Raw genomic sequence first — 15916 nt, 5'->3', positions numbered from 1 at the left:
CAAAAGCGGCGAATCCTCACCAATTTCATGGGGTAAAATAATACCGTAATTGCAAGCATCTGTTTTTCAATGATTAATCCGGCGCAAAGGCGCTTGACTGCGCGCGCGAAATCCTTAGAACACGTCCATCCTTGATACCGGGGGCCGTTTCGGCGCCTTCAGACCTTAGCCAATAGGGCACGACACATGAAAACCTTCTCTGCAACACCGGCAGACATCGACAAGAAGTGGATCCTGATCGACGCGGAAGGCGTCGTTCTGGGCCGTCTTGCGTCGATCGTCGCCATGCGCCTGCGCGGCAAGCACAAGCCGTCGTTCACGCCCAACATGGACATGGGCGACAATGTCATCGTCATCAACGCCGACAAGGTACAGATGACCGGCAAGAAGCGCGAAGACAAGAAATACTACTGGCACACCGGGCATCCGGGCGGCATCAAGCACCGCACCGCCGGCCAGATCCTGGAAGGCGCGCACCCCGAGCGTGTCGTGACCAAGGCTGTTCAGCGCATGCTGCCGGGCAATCGCCTGTCGCGCCAGCAGATGACCAACCTGCGTGTCTATGCGGGCGCCGAGCATCCGCATGAGGCGCAAGCCCCCGAAGTGCTGGACGTGAAGTCCATGAACCCGAAGAACACCCGGAGCGCATGATGGCCGACGAAATCAAATCCCTCGACGACCTGAACGAGGTTGTCTCTGGCACCAACGCCGCTGTCCTGATGGACATCGAGGCGCCGCGCGAACCCGTGCGTGACGAACTGGGCCGCTCCTATGCCACCGGCAAGCGGAAGGACGCGGTTGCCCGTGTCTGGATCAAGCCGGGTTCCGGCAAGGTCATCGTCAACGGCAAGGCGATCAACGCCTATTTCGCGCGTCCGGTGCTGCAGATGATCCTGCGCCAGCCGTTCACCGTTTCGGGCACCGAAGATCAGTTCGACGTGACCGCCACGGTCAAGGGCGGCGGTCTTTCGGGCCAGGCAGGTGCGGTCAAGCACGGCATCTCGAAAGCGCTTCAGCTTTACGATCCTGCGCTGCGCGCCTCGCTGAAGGCCGCAGGCTTCCTGACCCGCGACAGCCGCGTGGTGGAACGCAAGAAATTCGGCCGCCGCAAGGCCCGCCGGAGCTTCCAGTTCTCCAAGCGCTGATCGCCTCCGTACGGAGTGCACATTTACAAAGGGCCCGCATCATGCGGGCCCTTTTGCGTTTGGTCAGGCCTGAAATGCGCCCGTGCCGTGACAAGCCACAATATAGTCACAATTTTTCCAAAAATTTTCGACGGCTATCGCGCAGGGTGTGTCATAATACCGAACGGACAACTAGAGGAAGCCGGATGCGAATACTTGCAGTTGATGATGATGTTTTCATACTCGAACTGCTGCCGGTGGTTTTGTCGGATTTCGGATATGACGATGTCGCCGTAACGACCTCGGCCCAGCAAGCGCTTTCCATGATCGAGAGCGACGATCGCGGTTTCGATTGCCTGTTCCTGGACATCCACATGTCGGGCATGGACGGGATAGAGCTGTGCCGAAGGGTGCGGGCCATGCCGGGATACAAGACCACCCCCATCGTCATGCTGACGTCGATGACCGACAAGGCACATATCGACTGGGCCTTCGCGGCCGGGGCAACCGACTATGTGACCAAGCCGTTTGATGTCACCGAGTTGGGCGCGAGGGTGCGCGTCGCCGAAAAGCTGCATGCGGCCCATACCGCGGCGCTCGAGACCCCGGCGGAAGAGCCGGCCGAACCGGTGGAAGCCGGCATGGGGGGCAAGCCCGGCTTCGATGCGGCGCAGCGCCTGGAAGAGGTTGAGGGCACCGTCGAATCCGAGGCGCTGGCGAACTATCTGGGCCAGCTTTCAAAGGCGCGGCTCTATAATTCCAACATCTTCGCCATCAAGATCGACCAGGCAGAGGTCATTCACGCCCAGACAGGGCATTCCGAATATTACGAGGTGCTGAAAGCCGTTGGCGGCGCGATCGGCGATGCGCTCGGGCGCAGGGGGTTTTTCCTGATGTCCTACACCGGCAGCGGTGTTTTCGTGTGTATTTTTCAAAGCGAGCAGACCGAATCGCGCGATGCGCTCGAGCGTGATGTGCAGGACGCCATCGAACAGCGCGCCCCCGATCTGCACGGGGCCGTGGCGGCGCCGATCACCGTCTCGGCCGGCGAACCGCTGAAGCCGCATATCAGCTCGGCCAAACGGTCCGCACGCATCTTCCGGGTGGCGATCGCACGGGCCGAGGGTAAGCACGAAGAAAAAGCCGCGCTGCTTCAGGATCAGGCGTTCCGGCGCGTGATCTAGGCAGGCACGGGCCAAGCGCGCTATTGCGTGGCCAGCACGGTCGGCCCGTGGCCCAGGGCGGCGCCAAGGGCGGGGACAAGCCGATCGCCGAGATGCCGCGCCCCGACCGGGGAAAGGTGGCCATAATCGACAAGAAGCGTGGCCCCGTTCTGGATCGGGTCGCAGCCAACCCGGCCTGCGCAAAACAGCTGGCGCGTGTTCAGTACCGTCAGGTTTTCAGGCAGCGTGATCCCGGCGAGGGCGGAAAAGAACGCCGCGTCGGCGGTGTTGTCGCTTGATACGTGCGCTCCGGTATCCGCGCCGTGCCGGGCATAGGCCGTTTCGAATTTGGGAAATTCGGGCATGGGCGAAAACAGGATGACCTGATCGTAGCGTTCGGCCCAATAGCTGAACACGGCCTGAAGGTATGGGCCCTCAAGCTCATGCGGGTCCAGCCGGTTGGCCAGAAAGACCGTCCGGATGCCTCTCTCGCGCATGGCCGCGTGAAATTGTCGGAGCATCGGGGCGCAATAGGCAAAGGCGACCTTTTCGGGGATGAGCGGGCAGCCATTGGCGCTCATCTGCGCGACGCGGGCCCCGGCGGCGCGCAGCGCGTTGGCCTTGTCGGCCGCGTGGCTGTCGCCATAGACGGCGATGCGCGGCGTGCCCCCGTCCGGCGCGGGGCTGGTGCCGCAATCCCAGTTCTCCAGGAACCCGTCGATGCGGCTGTATTGCCCGCGCCCGCCGAAATGGCAGGTGCCGACGCGGATCTCGATATCGCGCTCGATATGCAGCGTCTCGATCTCTGTCAGGCGGGTGGCCATGTCTCCGGGCAGGCGAAAGCTCAGCCCGTGCCCCAGATGGCCGGCGGCGCCAAAGGCGATGAAGGCCGCGCCGATCACGCCTGACGCGGTGAACACGGCCCGGCGCGTCACCAGCGGCGCGGCGGATTTGTTGCGAAACGGCCGTTCGACAAAGCGCCAGCTGAGATAGCCGAGCCCGAGCGAGAGCGCCGCGAGCGCCGTCATCAGCGCCTGTTCCGGGGGCTGCAGGCTGCGGATGCGGGCAAAGGCGAAGAGCGGCTGGTGCCACAGATAGGCGCTGTAGCTGATCAGCCCGACACCGGCGAAAGGCGCCCAGGAGAGCAGCCGCGCGGCCCAGGTGCCGGGGGCGGCGAACAGGATGATCAACGCCGCGCCCAGAACCGGCACCAGCGCGTAGAAGGAGGGAAAGCGCGTGTGTTCGTCGAAGGCGAAAATGGCGAAGAGGATCATCGCCAGCCCGGCGAGCGAGAGCGTGCCGCTGCGCCTTTGCCCGGCGCCCAGTTGCACGAAGGCGCATATCGACCCGGCCAGAATCTCCCACGCGCGGGTCGGGGCCAGAAAGAAGGTGGCCACCGATTTCCCGCGCGAACCCCATTCGCTTAGCAGCAGGCTGACAAGGGCCATGGCGAGGATCGCGTAAAAGGCCGGCCTGCGGCCGAACCGCCAAAGCAGGAACAGCGCGGGCGGGAACAGCAGGTAATATTGCTCCTCCACCGCCAGGCTCCAGGTGTGCAACAGCGGCTTTTCCTCGGCCTCGGCCTGAAAATACCCGGTTTGCGACCAGAACAGCACGTTGGACACAAACAGCGTGACCGCGACCAGGCTTTGCGCGAATTCGTCGAACTGCCAGGGCAGCATCCAGGCCCAGGCAAAAGGGACGCAGGCCAGCATGACCACGAACAACGCCGGCAGGATGCGCCGGGCGCGGCGTTCGTAGAATCGCAGAATCGAAAACTCGCCTTCCGCCAGCTCTTTCAACAGGATCGTGGTGATCAGATAGCCCGAGATCACGAAGAACACGTCGACCCCGACGAAACCGCCGCTGAAGATGCTGAAGCCCGCATGAAACAGAATGACAGGAAGGACCGCGACAGCGCGCAGGCCGTCGATTTCGGGTCTGTAGTGCATTGAACCAAACCACCGGGCACAGAAAATTCTGTGCGAAGCTGCCGTGCCGAGGCGCAATGAGCAAGTCGCATGGCCGGTTGTATGGGGAACGGGCCGAGCCGGGGCGGGGATTGTTGAAAGATCAGACTCGAAGCGCCGGATTGTCGCAGATTGTTGCTGCCGCTGGTGGGCTCAATTGTCGGGCGGAATCAGCCCCAGTCCACGCAGATAGATGCCGATGCCGCTTTCCAGAAGCTCTTCGGGCGGGAAGGGCGCGCGCGCGCCGGGGGCGCCGCGGGCGTAAAGCTCGACCACACCGTGGCTCAGCGCCCAGATATGGGCCGAGAACATCGCGGCGGGCGGGCGCTTTTCCGGCGGGATGCGTTCCGACAGGTCGCTGGCGGCCTTCTCGAGGATGCCGTTGGCCCGGGCGGCGGCGCGCGCCAGTTCGGCATTGGCGTTGACCGAAACGCCGCTTTCGAACATCGCCATGTAATGGCCGGGGTATTTGCGGGCGAAGGCCAGGTAGGCGCGGCCCGTCGCCTCGAACGAGGCCAGCGCCGAGGGCTGGCCCTTGTCATAGGCAAATTGCATCAGATCGGCGAAAATCTCGTAGCCTTGTCGCGCGGCTTCGGCGATCAGATCCTCGCGGCCGTGGAAATGGCGATAGACGGCGGCCGGGGTGACGCCGGCGGCCTTTGCCGCCTCGGACAGGGTGAAACCCTGCGGACCCTTTTGCTCGATCAGCTCCAGTGCCGCCGCGACCAGCGCCTGTTTCAGGTTGCCGTGATGATAGCCGCGCTTCTTAGGCATCCCAGATCTCGGGCCCGCCACAGATTTTCGGATCGGGCGCGCCCACCACGGCGGCGTCCTTTCCGGCATAGTCGACGCAGGTCAGAACCTTGCGGATCGCGGCCAGCCGCGCCCGGCGCTTGTCATCCGAGCGGATGACGGTCCAGGGGGCGACGGGGCTGTGCGAAAATGCGAGCGTTTCCTGAATGGCGCTGGTGTAGGCATCCCATTTTTTCAGCCCTTCAACGTCGATCATGCTGAGTTTCCATTGCTTTAGCGGGTCTTTCTCACGCGAAAGGAACCGCCGCATCTGCTCGGCCCGCCCGACGTTCAGCCACAGCTTGACCAGATGGATACCCTCTTCGACAAGCATCGCCTCGAACTCGGGGAGCTGGGCAAAGAAATGGGCGCGCTGCTGCGGGGTGCAAAAGCCGAACACATGTTCGACGACGCCGCGATTGTACCAAGACCGGTCGAACAGCGCGATTTCGCCGCCGGCCGGCAGATGCTGGATATAGCGCTGGAAATACCATTGCGTCGCCTCTCGGTCAGACGGTTTGGGAAGCGCCACCACCCGCGCGACACGTGGATTAAGATTTTCGCGGAACCGCTTGATCGTGCCGCCTTTTCCGGATGCGTCGCGACCTTCGAACACAACCGCCACCCGCGCCCCGCTTTGCTTGACATGGGATTGCAGCTTTACCAGTTCGATCTGCAGCGCCTTCAGCGCATCGCCATAGGCGTCGCCGTCCATGCGTTCGTCATAGGGGTAGGTGTCGGACAGGATGTCTTTCTTGCCGCCGTCCAGCACGGCGCGGCGCAGGCTTTTGGGGGCCTCGTCATTGAAATATCTGCTGATGGCCCCGTCGAATGGCAGCGTCATTGTCTTCTCCTTGCCGTCATCGGGCCAGTATGGCGATTGGCGCGCGGGGCGCAATCGCCACGGCCGATGCGTCAGGCCGCGATCCGGCGGATATCGAACGGCGTGGTCTGGTAGATCTCGTTGATCCAGTTGCCGTACAGAAGATGCGCGTGGCTGCGCCACCGGTTCTGCGGCGGGCGCGCGGGATCGTCATCCGGGTAATAATTGTTGGGCACGTTGATCGCGGTCCCGGCGGCGACGTCGCGGTCATATTCCTGCTTCAGCGTGTCGCTGTCATATTCCAGATGGTTGAAGATATAAAGCGCCCGGTGCGCCGGATCCTCGACCAGGCAGGGCCCCACCTCATCGCTGCCGAGCAGGGTGGTCAGGCCGGGCGTGGCGTCGATCTCCGCCTGTCGGATTTCGGTCCAGCGGCTGACCGGGATCACGCAATCATCGGAAAACCCGCGCAGATAAGGCGAGGTGGGCGCGAGGTTGCGATGCCGGAAACAGCCGAAGGCCTTGTGGTCCAGCATGTGTTTCCGCACGCCGTGGAAATGGTTGATCATCGCCATGCCACCCCAGCACACGCCGAAGGTGGAATGCACATGGCCTTGGGTCCAATCGAAGACCTGGGTCAGCTCGTCCCAGTAAGTCACCTCTGTGAAAGGCAAATGTTCGATCGGGGCGCCGGTGATGATCAGCCCGTCGAACTTCTCGCCGCTGGCGCGCACCTCGGCGAAGGGGCGATAGAACGCCTCCATGTGTTCGGCGGCGGTGTTGCGGGTTTCGTGATCGCTCATCCTGATCAGGCTGAGTTCGATCTGCAGCGGGGTTGCCCCGATCAGCCGCGCGAACTGGGTTTCGGTCTGGATTTTCTTGGGCATCAGGTTCAGCAGCCCGATGCGCAGCGGCCGGATGTCCTGCAGCGCGGCGCGGCCCTCTTCCATCACCATCACCCCTTCGCGCGTCAGCACGTCGAAGGCGGGCAGGTCAGAGGGCAGCTTGATGGGCATGGAACCGGTTCCTGTTGCGGGGACATCGTCAGATAGGCCGAATCTCAGCGCGCCTCAAGGGCGCGGGCGATCATCGCCTCGAAATCCGCGGGCGAGCGGACATTGGCCACATCATGCGCGCAGACCTTCACGCCCCAGTGTTCGGCCATCGCCGCATAGCGCGGCTGGCGGTGGGCCAACGCGCGCGCATAGGTCCAGCGGACAAAGGCGTCCGGGTCAACGTCACCTTCCGAGATATTGTTTTCACTCAGGTATTCCTGCCAGGCGGCGTGGAGGAAATCGGGCTGGTAATACATCGGCTTTGGCGCCCTGTCGAACCGGCGGATCAGTTCTTCGGTATGGGCGGGGCTGCCTTCGATCCAGACCATCAGCAGGGTGTCGGACAGTGTTTTCAGCACCGCGTCGCCCGGATCTTCGGGGTTTGCGATCTCGCAGATCGAGCCGCCGGAATCGCAGACGAAATTGTCATAGCCATAGAGATCCCTGGCCCTCTCGATGAAATGGGGCGTGTCCAGCAGGGCTGCGATCTCGGCCGCGCGGTGCTGTTCCTGGCGTTTCATGTATTCGGCAAAGGGCAGGCCGCCCAGGTCCGGGTTGCCGGGCTTGCCCAGATAGGTGGAGAGCGGCGCCAGATTTTCGAAGGTGATGTTGGACTGGATGTAGACGCTGTCTGTCATCAGCAATTCGCGCAGCAGCGGCACGCGCATCGCCTCACGCTTGAAATTGTCGGCGATATGCTCGCCCATGTAGCGGGTGCCGATACGGTAATCGACCGAATAGTGAAACCAGCCGCCGGCCTCGCGCAGCATGTTCGACAGATGGGTCTTGCCCAGCCCCGACATGCCGAACAAAAGCACGCGCTTCTTTTCCGCCGCCAGCCAGTCTTTCGCCGTTTGATACACCATCACGCGCCCCCGTTTCCGTCCGGGTGTGGTAGCCAGCGGGGCGGGGGCGGTCAAATGATATCGCCCCCCCGCGCCCCGAGCGGCCCGAAGGCGGCTCAGAAGTTATAGGCGATCTTCATCCCCACCGCGACGGCGCTGTTGCCGCTGAATTCGCCAAGCGGCGCGCCGCTGACGACGGGGCTTTCCGTCGTCGCCTCGCCGATCCAGATGTAACGCGCGCCGCCGGTGATCTTCACGCTGCCGGTGCTGTAAGTGGCCGCGACCCCGAGGCTGGTGAACCCGTCGGTGGGGCCGAGGTTGCCGGCAAAGCCGCCCTGGGTTTCCTCGTATCCCAGCGTGACGGCGCCGGACCATGTGTCGTTGAACCGGCGGCCGAGGCCGACGTTGTAGGTGACCGTGTCATTGTCATAGGCAACCAGCGCCTCGCCGTAGTTGGCGGCATACACGTTGGGGGTGATGTCGAATGCGGTCCAGTCCACCCAGCGGATCTGCCCGAACAGCAGTGTGTCTTTGGCGATCCCGGTCTGGACGTCCAGATTGACCGATTGCGGAACCGTGGTGTCGAAAGAGGTATCGGCGGTGGCCACCCCCATCGCGGGATCGGTTTCCCGCGTGTTCAGCCCGTGGGTGATCTCGGAATTGTACGTCAGGGCGATGCGCATGGCGATCTCTGGCTTTTCCCAGGCCGCCCCGAGAACATATCCGAAATCAAAGGCGCGGTCGGTGTCGGTGGTATAGCCGTTGAACAGCGACACCTTGCCTGACACTTCCTGGCCCCGGATGCCGCCGATCAGGCTGACGTTCGACGGCAGGACATAGCGTATCAGCCCGGTGAGAGCGGCGGATTCGATTTCGGCATGGGAGCCGCTGCCGGAGCCGTAGATATAGGCAGGCGCCTCATAGGCGATATTCGCGCCGATCGGCCGATCAAGGATAAGCGCGACCGAGATGTTGGGCGACAGGTCGGACTTGAATCCCACTGCGCCGGTGTCATAGCCGCGGGCCACATCCCCGGTCGAGGCGCCGGCGGGAAAGGGCCCGATCGCGCTGGCCTGCGTGCCGCTGACATCGGGCGAGACATGGCCAATCGAAACCTCGGCATAGGTTCCCGGTTCGAACAGAATGGCGGTGGATTGCACCGATCTTTCCACGCCGCCCGCCCATGCGCTTCCACTGCCCAGAAACGCGGACAGCACACCTCCCATCGTTTTGTTCATTCAGTTCTCTCTCCCTGTTCGCAGAAGGACTTGTTCGTTGTCTGAGATTCGATTTGTCAATCAGTAACGCAGCGTCACCCCGCTGTCATGACGCTACGAACAGGCCGAAGAGTACAAAAATCAGGATTTTGAGCGGATGGGTCCATGCCCGGCGGCAAGAAGGGCCGCCACGGGGCGCGCGACGACTCGCGCTATCGCAGTGATGCGGAGACGACGATCAAAGCGCCAAGCAGAAAGGAGCCATACAGGACGGGGCGCTGGTGCAGCAGTTTTTTCGCGTAGCACTTTCCGCAATGGGCGCTCAACAGCCGCATTTTATGGCCGCAATACCGGCATCGGAAAACACGCGTGGTCAAGGCACACTCCCGCAGGCACGTTCTGTCACTCATCAAGTTTACCCGAAAGCCGGACCCGCATGCAAAGACCATGCACCGGCGCGGCGGGTGAATCAGCTCCTCTGCCCAAACAGGCTGCGCCGGGGCGTGAATTGTCGCATTAAGTTGCGGAGGCCCTTAGCCTCATTCCCATTCGATCGTGCCGGGCGGCTTGGAGGTGACATCATAGGTGACGCGGTTGATTCCCTTGACCTCGTTGATGATGCGCGTGGCGGTTTCGCCCAGAAACGCATGGCTGAAGGGGTAGTAATCCGCCGTCATCCCGTCGACAGACGTCACCGCGCGCAGGGCGCAGGCGAAATCATAGGTGCGCCCGTCGCCCATCACGCCCACGGTGCGCACCGGCAGAATGGCCACGAACGCCTGCCAGATCTCGTCATAAAGCCCGTGCTTGCGGATCTGGTCGATGTAGACCGCATCGGCCTGGCGAAGGATATCCAGCTTTTCGCGCGTGATCTCTCCGGGGCAGCGGATCGCGAGGCCGGGGCCGGGGAAGGGGTGGCGGCCGATGAAGCTGGCCGGCAGGCCAAGCTCATGGCCCAGGCCGCGCACCTCGTCCTTGAACAGCTCGCGCAGCGGCTCGACCAGCTTCAGCCCCATCTTCTCGGGCAGGCCGCCCACGTTGTGATGGCTCTTGATCGTCACCGAGGGGCCGCCGGAAAAGCTCACCGATTCAATCACATCGGGATAGAGCGTGCCCTGGGCCAGAAACTTCGCACCGCCCACCTCGCCGGCGTGTTTCTGGAACACGTCGATGAACAGCTTGCCGATCGTCTTGCGCTTGACCTCGGGGTCGGACACGCCATCCAGAGCGCCGAGAAACAGTTCCTGCTCGTCGGCATGGATCAGCGGCATGTTGTAATGGTCGCGGAACATGGTCACGACCTCTTGCGCCTCGTTCTGACGCAGCAGCCCGTGATCGACAAAAACGCAGGTGAGCTGATCGCCGATCGCTTCGTGGATCAGCACCGCGGCGACAGAGGAATCGACGCCGCCCGACAGCCCGCAGATCACCTTGGCATCGCCCACCTGTTCGCGGATCTGGCGGATCGCCTCGTCCTTGTAGGCGCCCATCGTCCAGTCGCCGGTGAAGCCGGCCAGCCGCACGAAATTCTCATACAGGGTCTTGCCGTTGGGGGTGTGATGCACCTCGGGGTGAAACTGCACGGCAAAGAAATTGCGGCTCAGATCGGCGGTGATCGCAAAGGGCGCGTTGGGCGATGTTCCGTAAACCTCGAATCCCGGCGCGATTTCCGAAACATGATCGCCATGGCTCATCCAGACCTGTTCCTTTTCCTCCAGGAACCAGCCGGTCAGCAGATCGATCCGCGCGGCCATAGGCGTGACATAGGCGCGGCCGAATTCGGCGGTGCCATGGCCGCGCTCCACCTTGCCGCCCAGCATCTGCATCATCACCTGCTGACCGTAGCAGATGCCAAGGATCGGCACGCCCAGATCAAACACGCTTTGCGGCGGGCGCGGCGAATTTTCGTCGATCACGCTGGCCGGGCCGCCGGAAAAGATCACGGCCTTGGGCGCGAAGTCCGCCAGAAAGGCGTCTGTCACCTTCTGAAACGGGTGGATTTCGCAATAGACATTCAGCTCTCGCAGGCGGCGCGCGATGAGCTGCGTAACCTGGCTGCCGAAGTCGATGATGAGAAGGCGGTCATGTGATGGGCTTGTCATGCTCCGGCTGATACGTCCGGGGCCGGATTCGCGCAAGGGGCACCGCGCCGCCGAAAAGGGGGCGCGGCACGCAAAACGCCTACCAGCGGTAGGTTACGCCAAGCGCGACCTCGTCTTGCGCCATATGCAGATCCACCGGCTGGCCCGGCGAAAGCACCGGGTTGGCGCCCGACACCGTGTTATCGAACGCATGGGTGTACGAGCCGGTGATGCCCCAATGCGCGTCCACCCTGTAGCTTGCCCCGACAGAGGCGTGCCATTGCGGCGTTGCCGGCGCCAGCACGTTCAAAAGCGCCTCTTCGCCATCAATGAATTGCGAGGCATAGCTGACACCGCCGCGCAAGGTCCATTTGTCGCTCGGGCGATAGACGCCGCCGATCCTGAACACATCCATGTCTTTCCAGCCGAAGCCCATGCCATCATCGCTGCCCAGCAGCGCGCCCAGCGCGGCGGCGGTTGCGTTGGTGTTGGAAATGGCGGCGACGTCGCCATAGAAGATCCGCTGATATTCGGCCGTCAGGGTCAGCTTGTCATTGCGCGCCGGTGTATAGGCCACCCCCAGTGTCGCCACGGCGGGAATGTCGAAATCGCCCTGTTCGGCGAACAGGCCGGAGTATTTCTCGAACGGTTCCATATACATGCGCGACCGATAGCCCAGCCCGATATCCCATTCCGGCGCCGGCTCCCACAGCAGGCCAAGGTTCAGGCCGCCGCCGGTGGACCAGTCATCGCCGTTATTGGTCACGCTGCCCGGATCGGATGAGAAACCGGCATTGTCGAACCCCTCCAGCCCGGTGGCGCTGAAGCGTTGCAGGGCGAAAACCGGCGCGATGCCAAGGGTCAGGGTTTCGTCCACCCGGTAGCTGTAGTTCATCGAAATAAAAAGCTGCTCGAGGCTCACCCCCAGCGGGGAGGTGCCGCCGAGGGCCGAAAAGACATTGCTTTCATATTCCGAATTCATGCCGCCGTTGCCGAACACGAAAAAGCCCAGCGAGCCGCGGTCGTTCAGTTAGAAATTCGCTCCGCCGCAGGGGATCACGAACACCGAGTTCCGGCTGTCATAGCTGCCATTGGCCAGCGGGCCGGTCCCCGAAGTCTCGAACCCGCGGTCGGGGGCGAACGTGGTCAGGCAGAAGCCCGCCTGATTTCCCACCTTCAGGCCCATCGCCGGGTTCCGGGCCAGGCCAAGCACCCCGGTCGGCACCGCGACGCCGGCCCCGGCCATGCCCTTGGAGCCGCCGCCATAGCCGTTGGCAATATAGCCGTTGGTGGCGCTGGCCGGGCCGGCCAGTATCCCGAGGGTGCAGCAAAGCCCTGCGGCGCGCGCAATATCTGCGCGCCGCGTATTGCGGATTGTCATCGTGGTCTCCTCCCTGAGTGCGGGCCTGTTTTTTGTGCCCGCTTCTTTTGGTCTTTCTAACGCAACTGCCGGTTTCGCCGGGGCCGCGATCTTCTCCCTGCCTTCAAAGATACACATTCGAATGTGTTATGTCATTCGTCTTGGCCGATGTCGCAGTTGGCCGGTATTGCGGCGCAAAATTTCCTTTGCCTGTCGGGAAATCCAAATAGACACTGTGCAGGCTGGGCGGCACGGGGATTGCGCAGCCGGATCTGCGGGAGCTGAAAAAGAGATGGCTGAGACCGAGGTGGCACGGACGGGCAGGCGCGGCCGGGGTGGCGGCGGGGCGGCACGGCGGGCCGAGCGCACCGCCGTGACAACCGATACCGCCCGGTTCATCGAGCGCAATATCCCGAATTTCGAGATCCTCAATGCCGAGGCGCTCGAGATCATCGAGGCCAATGCCGAAACCGTACTGGAAGAGATCGGCGTGAGCTTCTCGGAAAACCCCGGCGCGCTGAAGCTGTGGCGCGCGGCGGGGGCCGATGTGCGGGGCGAGCGCGTGCATATCCCGCGCGGGCTGGCGCGGCGGCTGTGCGCCACGGCGCCTGCGCGCTTTACCCAACATGCCCGCAACCCGGCGCGCAATGTCGAGATCGGTGGCAATTCGCTGGTGCTGGCCCCGGTCTACGGCCCGCCTTTCGTGCGCGACATGTCCGGCGGGCGGCGCTACGCGACGATCGAGGATTTCCGCACCTTCGTGAAGCTGGGCTATATGTCGAAATGGCTGCACCATTCCGGCGGTACCCTATGCGAACCCACGGATGTGCCGGTGAACAAGCGCCATCTGGATATGCTGCACGCCCATATGACGCTGTCGGACAAGCCGTTCATGGGCTCGGTCACCGAACCGTCGCGCGCGCAGGATTCCGTCGCGATGTGCGAAGTGCTGTTCGGCCGCGATTTCGTGGCAAGGAACACGGTGATGACATCGCTGATCAACATCAACTCTCCGCTCAGTTTCGACGCCACCATGATGGGCGCGCTGGAGGTATATGCACGGGCCAATCAGGCCTGCATCGTGTCGCCCTTCATCGTCGGCGGGGCAATGGCGCCGGTTTCGGTGGCCGGCACGCTGACACAGGTGCTGGCAGAGGTTCTGGCCGGGGTCGCCTATTCCCAGCTCGTGCGCCCCGGCGCGCCGGTGATCTTCGGCGCCTTCGTCGCCTCGATCGACATGAACTCCGGCGCGCCCACCTTCGGCACGCCCGAGGCCAGCCAGATCCTCTACGGCGCGGGGCAGCTGGCGCGGCGGCTGGGGCTTCCGTTCCGGTCGGGCGGGGGGCTGTGCGGTTCCAAGCTGCCGGACGCGCAGGCGGCCTATGAAACGGCGAACACGCTGAACGCGGCGCTTCTGGGCGGGGTGAATTTCATGCTCCACGCCTGCGGCTGGCTGGAAGGCGGGCTGGTGGCCAGTTTCGAGAAATTCGTGATGGATGCCGACCAGCTCGGCGTGCTGCACAAGCTGGCGGCCGGTGTGCCGGTGGATGTGCAGGCCCAGGCGATGGATGCGATCCGCGAGGTCGGGCCGGGCGGGCATTTCCTGGGCTGCGCCCATACCCAGGCGCATTTCAAGGATGCGTTCTGGCGCACCGATCTGCTGGATTACAAACCGTTCGAAACCTGGGACGAAGACGGCGCGCGCGATACCCAGGTGCTGGCCGCCGCGCGGGTGACGAAGCTGCTGGCGGATTACCGGCAACCTTCGCTGGACCCGGCCGTGGCCGAGGCGCTGGACGGGTTCGTCGCACAGCGCAAGGCCGCCCAGCCCGACGCCTTCGCCTAGGGGCGCGCGTCGGGGCGCGGCAACAGCCGGGCCTCTGCCATCAACGCGATCAGCACTTCGATATGGCGCGCGACCGAATAGGTCGCGTCGCCCGATTTGCGTGTCGCCTCCATCTGCTCTTCCTGCTCCAGCAGCGCGCCCAGCGATTGAAGCGGCGAGGGCAGGCGGACGCATTTCATCAGGCGCGAAAGATCCCGCTCGCGGCGATAGTCGGTCAGCCCGAACCGGGCGGCGCGGATCAGAAGGCGGGGGCGGCGGAGCGTCTTGAGAATGCTGAGCGGGTCGGACATGCGATACCTCTTTGAGTTCTGACCGCTGCAGAATGATACAACCTGGGCGCGTGTTGCATTTTGCGCCGTTTCACCGTTCGGAGGTTTCAGAGCCCTTTATCAATTAAATACAATCATAGGGATCGGCCGATTTGTTAAGGTTCTGGTAAGAAAGACAACCTTAGCGTGTATTTGGCTGATCTGAAGCCGGGCGTTGCCGCCAATCACAACCGGGGGAAATCTGTGATAGGGGACATCACGCATGACAGACCGCAGGCAATGCCCGGCCCGACCTGGGTGCCGGTTTCCGCCCAGTGGTACCTGGCGCATACCGTCGATCAGCGCCCGATCCGTGCCCTTGCGCGCGACAGCGGGCGCCACCCGTCGACGATCTTGCGGCACGTGCGTCGTATCGAGCAGCGCCGCGACGACCCTTTGATCGATTCCGCGCTGCTCCGGCTCGGCCGATCCCTTCTTTCCGTGGACAAATGTGAGGATGTCTCTGCCATGACAGCACCGATGCGACCTTCCAAAAGCCCTTCCGATGAAGCAACCGTGACCCGAGAGGCCAAGCGGATCCTGCGCCGCCTGTGCGAGACGGGCGCGTTTCTTGCGATCGCGCCGGATCTGGAAAAGGCGGTGGTGCTGAAGGAGGGTGCGAAGGGAGAGACGACGCGCATCGCCGTGGTGTCACGCGGGGTGGCCGAGGCGTTCGCGCTGAAAGACTGGATTTCGTGCCATACCCGCGGCCGGGTGACGACCTATCAGATCACCGGCGCCGGCCGGGCGGCGCTGAAGCGCATCCTGGCCGAAGAGCCGCGCGCGGTGGCAGGTTTTGCCGAGGCGCAGACCCCCTTCGGCGCACAGCACCGCGAATGGGCCGAGCGTCCGGTGATGGGCGCGGGCGATGAGGAGCCGCGCCAGCTGCGCTACAATCTGGCGGAATCGCCGCTCGCGCTGCTGGCGCGGCGCAAGGACAAGGGCGGCAATCCGTTCCTTACCTCGGATCTGGTCAGCGCCGGCGAACGGCTGCGTGAGGATTTCGAACTGGCCCAGATGGGGCCGCGCGTCACCCAGAACTGGGACAGGTTCCTGAGCGGCGGTGATCGCGGCGGTTTCGGCGGCGCGGGCGGCCCGGCGGACGGGCCGCGCGCCGCGCGCGACAGGGTGGCCGCGGCGCTGCGCGATCTGGGGCCGGGCCTGGGCGATGTGGTGCTGCGCTGCTGCTGTTTCCTGGAGGGGATGGAGGCCGCGGAAAAGCGCATGGGCTGGTCGGCGCGGTCGGGCAAGATCGTGCTGCGTATCGCGCTGCAACGTCTGCGCCGCCATTATGACGAGCAGAGCGGCGGGCGGGCGAACATGATCGGATAG

15 protein-coding genes are annotated in these 15916 nt (G+C 63.6%); 5 read left to right on the top strand and 10 right to left on the bottom strand.

The genetic code is table 11. From position 1 onward, the window contains the following. Window positions 1–186: 186 nt before the first annotated feature. The 3 genes from rplM (at window position 187) to GGR17_RS10490 (ending at window position 2308) form a co-directional block, all read left to right on the top strand. Window positions 187–651 (top strand): 50S ribosomal protein L13, encoded by a 465-nt coding sequence (rplM, locus tag GGR17_RS10500; RefSeq protein ID WP_037207521.1) that lies wholly within the window; start codon window positions 187–189, stop codon window positions 649–651. Next, window positions 651–1145, top strand: a complete 495-nt coding sequence (rpsI, locus tag GGR17_RS10495) for a 30S ribosomal protein S9 (protein ID WP_054540390.1) — start codon at window positions 651–653, stop codon at window positions 1143–1145. Before rplM ends, rpsI begins: the two co-directional genes overlap by 1 nt. Before the next feature lie 185 nt (window positions 1146–1330). After that, the gene (locus GGR17_RS10490; RefSeq protein WP_054538935.1) at window positions 1331–2308 is read left to right on the top strand and encodes a response regulator; all 978 of its coding nucleotides are present in this window, start codon (window positions 1331–1333) and stop codon (window positions 2306–2308) included. A 20-nt stretch (window positions 2309–2328) separates the two neighbouring features. On the opposite strand, the gene GGR17_RS10485 is transcribed toward GGR17_RS10490, so the two are convergent. From GGR17_RS10485 to GGR17_RS10445, 9 genes are all read right to left on the bottom strand, one after another. Further along, window positions 2329–4239 (bottom strand): acyltransferase family protein, encoded by a 1911-nt coding sequence (locus GGR17_RS10485; RefSeq protein WP_054538934.1) that lies wholly within the window; start codon window positions 4237–4239, stop codon window positions 2329–2331. Between the two features lie 171 nt (window positions 4240–4410). Next, window positions 4411–5031: a TetR/AcrR family transcriptional regulator gene (locus GGR17_RS10480; protein ID WP_054538933.1), complete on the bottom strand. Its 621-nt coding sequence runs from the start codon at window positions 5029–5031 to the stop codon at window positions 4411–4413. After that, window positions 5024–5893 (bottom strand): polyphosphate kinase 2, encoded by an 870-nt coding sequence (ppk2, locus tag GGR17_RS10475; protein WP_054538932.1) that lies wholly within the window; start codon window positions 5891–5893, stop codon window positions 5024–5026. Before ppk2 ends, GGR17_RS10480 begins: the two co-directional genes overlap by 8 nt. A 71-nt stretch (window positions 5894–5964) precedes the next feature. Beyond that, a complete protein-coding gene (gene metA / locus GGR17_RS10470) occupies window positions 5965–6888 on the bottom strand; it encodes a homoserine O-acetyltransferase MetA (RefSeq protein ID WP_037207527.1) in 924 nt (307 codons plus the stop codon). A 44-nt stretch (window positions 6889–6932) separates the two neighbouring features. After that, window positions 6933–7793 carry a hypothetical protein gene (locus GGR17_RS10465; RefSeq protein ID WP_054538931.1) on the bottom strand — a complete coding sequence of 287 codons (861 nt, stop codon included), beginning with the start codon at window positions 7791–7793 and terminating at the stop codon, window positions 6933–6935. Between the two features lie 95 nt (window positions 7794–7888). Next, window positions 7889–9010, bottom strand: coding sequence for a hypothetical protein (locus tag GGR17_RS10460; protein WP_054538930.1), 1122 nt, complete (start codon window positions 9008–9010; stop codon window positions 7889–7891). A gap of 518 nt (window positions 9011–9528) precedes the next feature. Then, window positions 9529–11091, bottom strand: coding sequence for a glutamine-hydrolyzing GMP synthase (gene guaA, locus GGR17_RS10455; RefSeq protein WP_054538929.1), 1563 nt, complete (start codon window positions 11089–11091; stop codon window positions 9529–9531). Window positions 11092–11170: 79 nt separating this feature from the next. Then, on the bottom strand, window positions 11171–12100 hold the full coding sequence (locus GGR17_RS10450; protein ID WP_255353461.1) for an OmpP1/FadL family transporter: 930 nt from the start codon (window positions 12098–12100) through the stop codon (window positions 11171–11173). Then, the gene (locus GGR17_RS10445; protein ID WP_054538927.1) at window positions 12101–12451 is read right to left on the bottom strand and encodes a hypothetical protein; all 351 of its coding nucleotides are present in this window, start codon (window positions 12449–12451) and stop codon (window positions 12101–12103) included. It lies immediately after the preceding gene. Between the two features lie 271 nt (window positions 12452–12722). Here GGR17_RS10445 and GGR17_RS10440 point away from each other — a divergent pair, with 271 nt between their 5' ends. After that, on the top strand, window positions 12723–14276 hold the full coding sequence (locus GGR17_RS10440; protein WP_054538926.1) for a trimethylamine methyltransferase family protein: 1554 nt from the start codon (window positions 12723–12725) through the stop codon (window positions 14274–14276). Here GGR17_RS10440 and GGR17_RS10435 read toward each other — a convergent pair. Next, the gene (locus GGR17_RS10435; RefSeq protein WP_037211324.1) at window positions 14273–14566 is read right to left on the bottom strand and encodes a DUF6477 family protein; all 294 of its coding nucleotides are present in this window, start codon (window positions 14564–14566) and stop codon (window positions 14273–14275) included. The two genes, GGR17_RS10440 and GGR17_RS10435, sit on opposite strands and share 4 nt — an antisense overlap. 258 nt (window positions 14567–14824) lie before the next feature. On the opposite strand from GGR17_RS10435, the gene GGR17_RS10430 reads away from it, so the two are divergent. Next, window positions 14825–15916 carry a DUF6456 domain-containing protein gene (locus GGR17_RS10430; protein WP_054540389.1) on the top strand — a complete coding sequence of 364 codons (1092 nt, stop codon included), beginning with the start codon at window positions 14825–14827 and terminating at the stop codon, window positions 15914–15916.

The sequence above is a fragment of the Actibacterium naphthalenivorans genome, from assembly GCF_014196965.1.
In the GTDB taxonomy this organism is placed as follows: domain Bacteria; phylum Pseudomonadota; class Alphaproteobacteria; order Rhodobacterales; family Rhodobacteraceae; genus Actibacterium_A; species Actibacterium_A naphthalenivorans.
This window is presented reverse-complemented; position numbering and strand designations above follow the sequence as displayed.

What these genes read in the sequence shown, in the direction of transcription:
- rplM (WP_037207521.1), top strand. Translation starts at nt 187, where the DNA reads ATGAAAACCTTCTCTGCAACACCGGCAGACATCGACAAGAAGTGGATC.
- rpsI (WP_054540390.1), top strand. Translation starts at nt 651, where the DNA reads ATGGCCGACGAAATCAAATCCCTCGACGACCTGAACGAGGTTGTCTCT.
- GGR17_RS10490 (WP_054538935.1), top strand. Translation starts at nt 1,331, where the DNA reads ATGCGAATACTTGCAGTTGATGATGATGTTTTCATACTCGAACTGCTG.
- GGR17_RS10485 (WP_054538934.1), bottom strand. Translation starts at nt 4,239, where the DNA reads ATGCACTACAGACCCGAAATCGACGGCCTGCGCGCTGTCGCGGTCCTT.
- GGR17_RS10480 (WP_054538933.1), bottom strand. Translation starts at nt 5,031, where the DNA reads ATGCCTAAGAAGCGCGGCTATCATCACGGCAACCTGAAACAGGCGCTG.
- ppk2 (WP_054538932.1), bottom strand. Translation starts at nt 5,893, where the DNA reads ATGACGCTGCCATTCGACGGGGCCATCAGCAGATATTTCAATGACGAG.
- metA (WP_037207527.1), bottom strand. Translation starts at nt 6,888, where the DNA reads ATGCCCATCAAGCTGCCCTCTGACCTGCCCGCCTTCGACGTGCTGACG.
- GGR17_RS10465 (WP_054538931.1), bottom strand. Translation starts at nt 7,793, where the DNA reads ATGGTGTATCAAACGGCGAAAGACTGGCTGGCGGCGGAAAAGAAGCGC.
- GGR17_RS10460 (WP_054538930.1), bottom strand. Translation starts at nt 9,010, where the DNA reads ATGAACAAAACGATGGGAGGTGTGCTGTCCGCGTTTCTGGGCAGTGGA.
- guaA (WP_054538929.1), bottom strand. Translation starts at nt 11,091, where the DNA reads ATGACAAGCCCATCACATGACCGCCTTCTCATCATCGACTTCGGCAGC.
- GGR17_RS10445 (WP_054538927.1), bottom strand. Translation starts at nt 12,451, where the DNA reads ATGACAATCCGCAATACGCGGCGCGCAGATATTGCGCGCGCCGCAGGG.
- GGR17_RS10440 (WP_054538926.1), top strand. Translation starts at nt 12,723, where the DNA reads ATGGCTGAGACCGAGGTGGCACGGACGGGCAGGCGCGGCCGGGGTGGC.
- GGR17_RS10435 (WP_037211324.1), bottom strand. Translation starts at nt 14,566, where the DNA reads ATGTCCGACCCGCTCAGCATTCTCAAGACGCTCCGCCGCCCCCGCCTT.
- GGR17_RS10430 (WP_054540389.1), top strand. Translation starts at nt 14,825, where the DNA reads ATGCCCGGCCCGACCTGGGTGCCGGTTTCCGCCCAGTGGTACCTGGCG.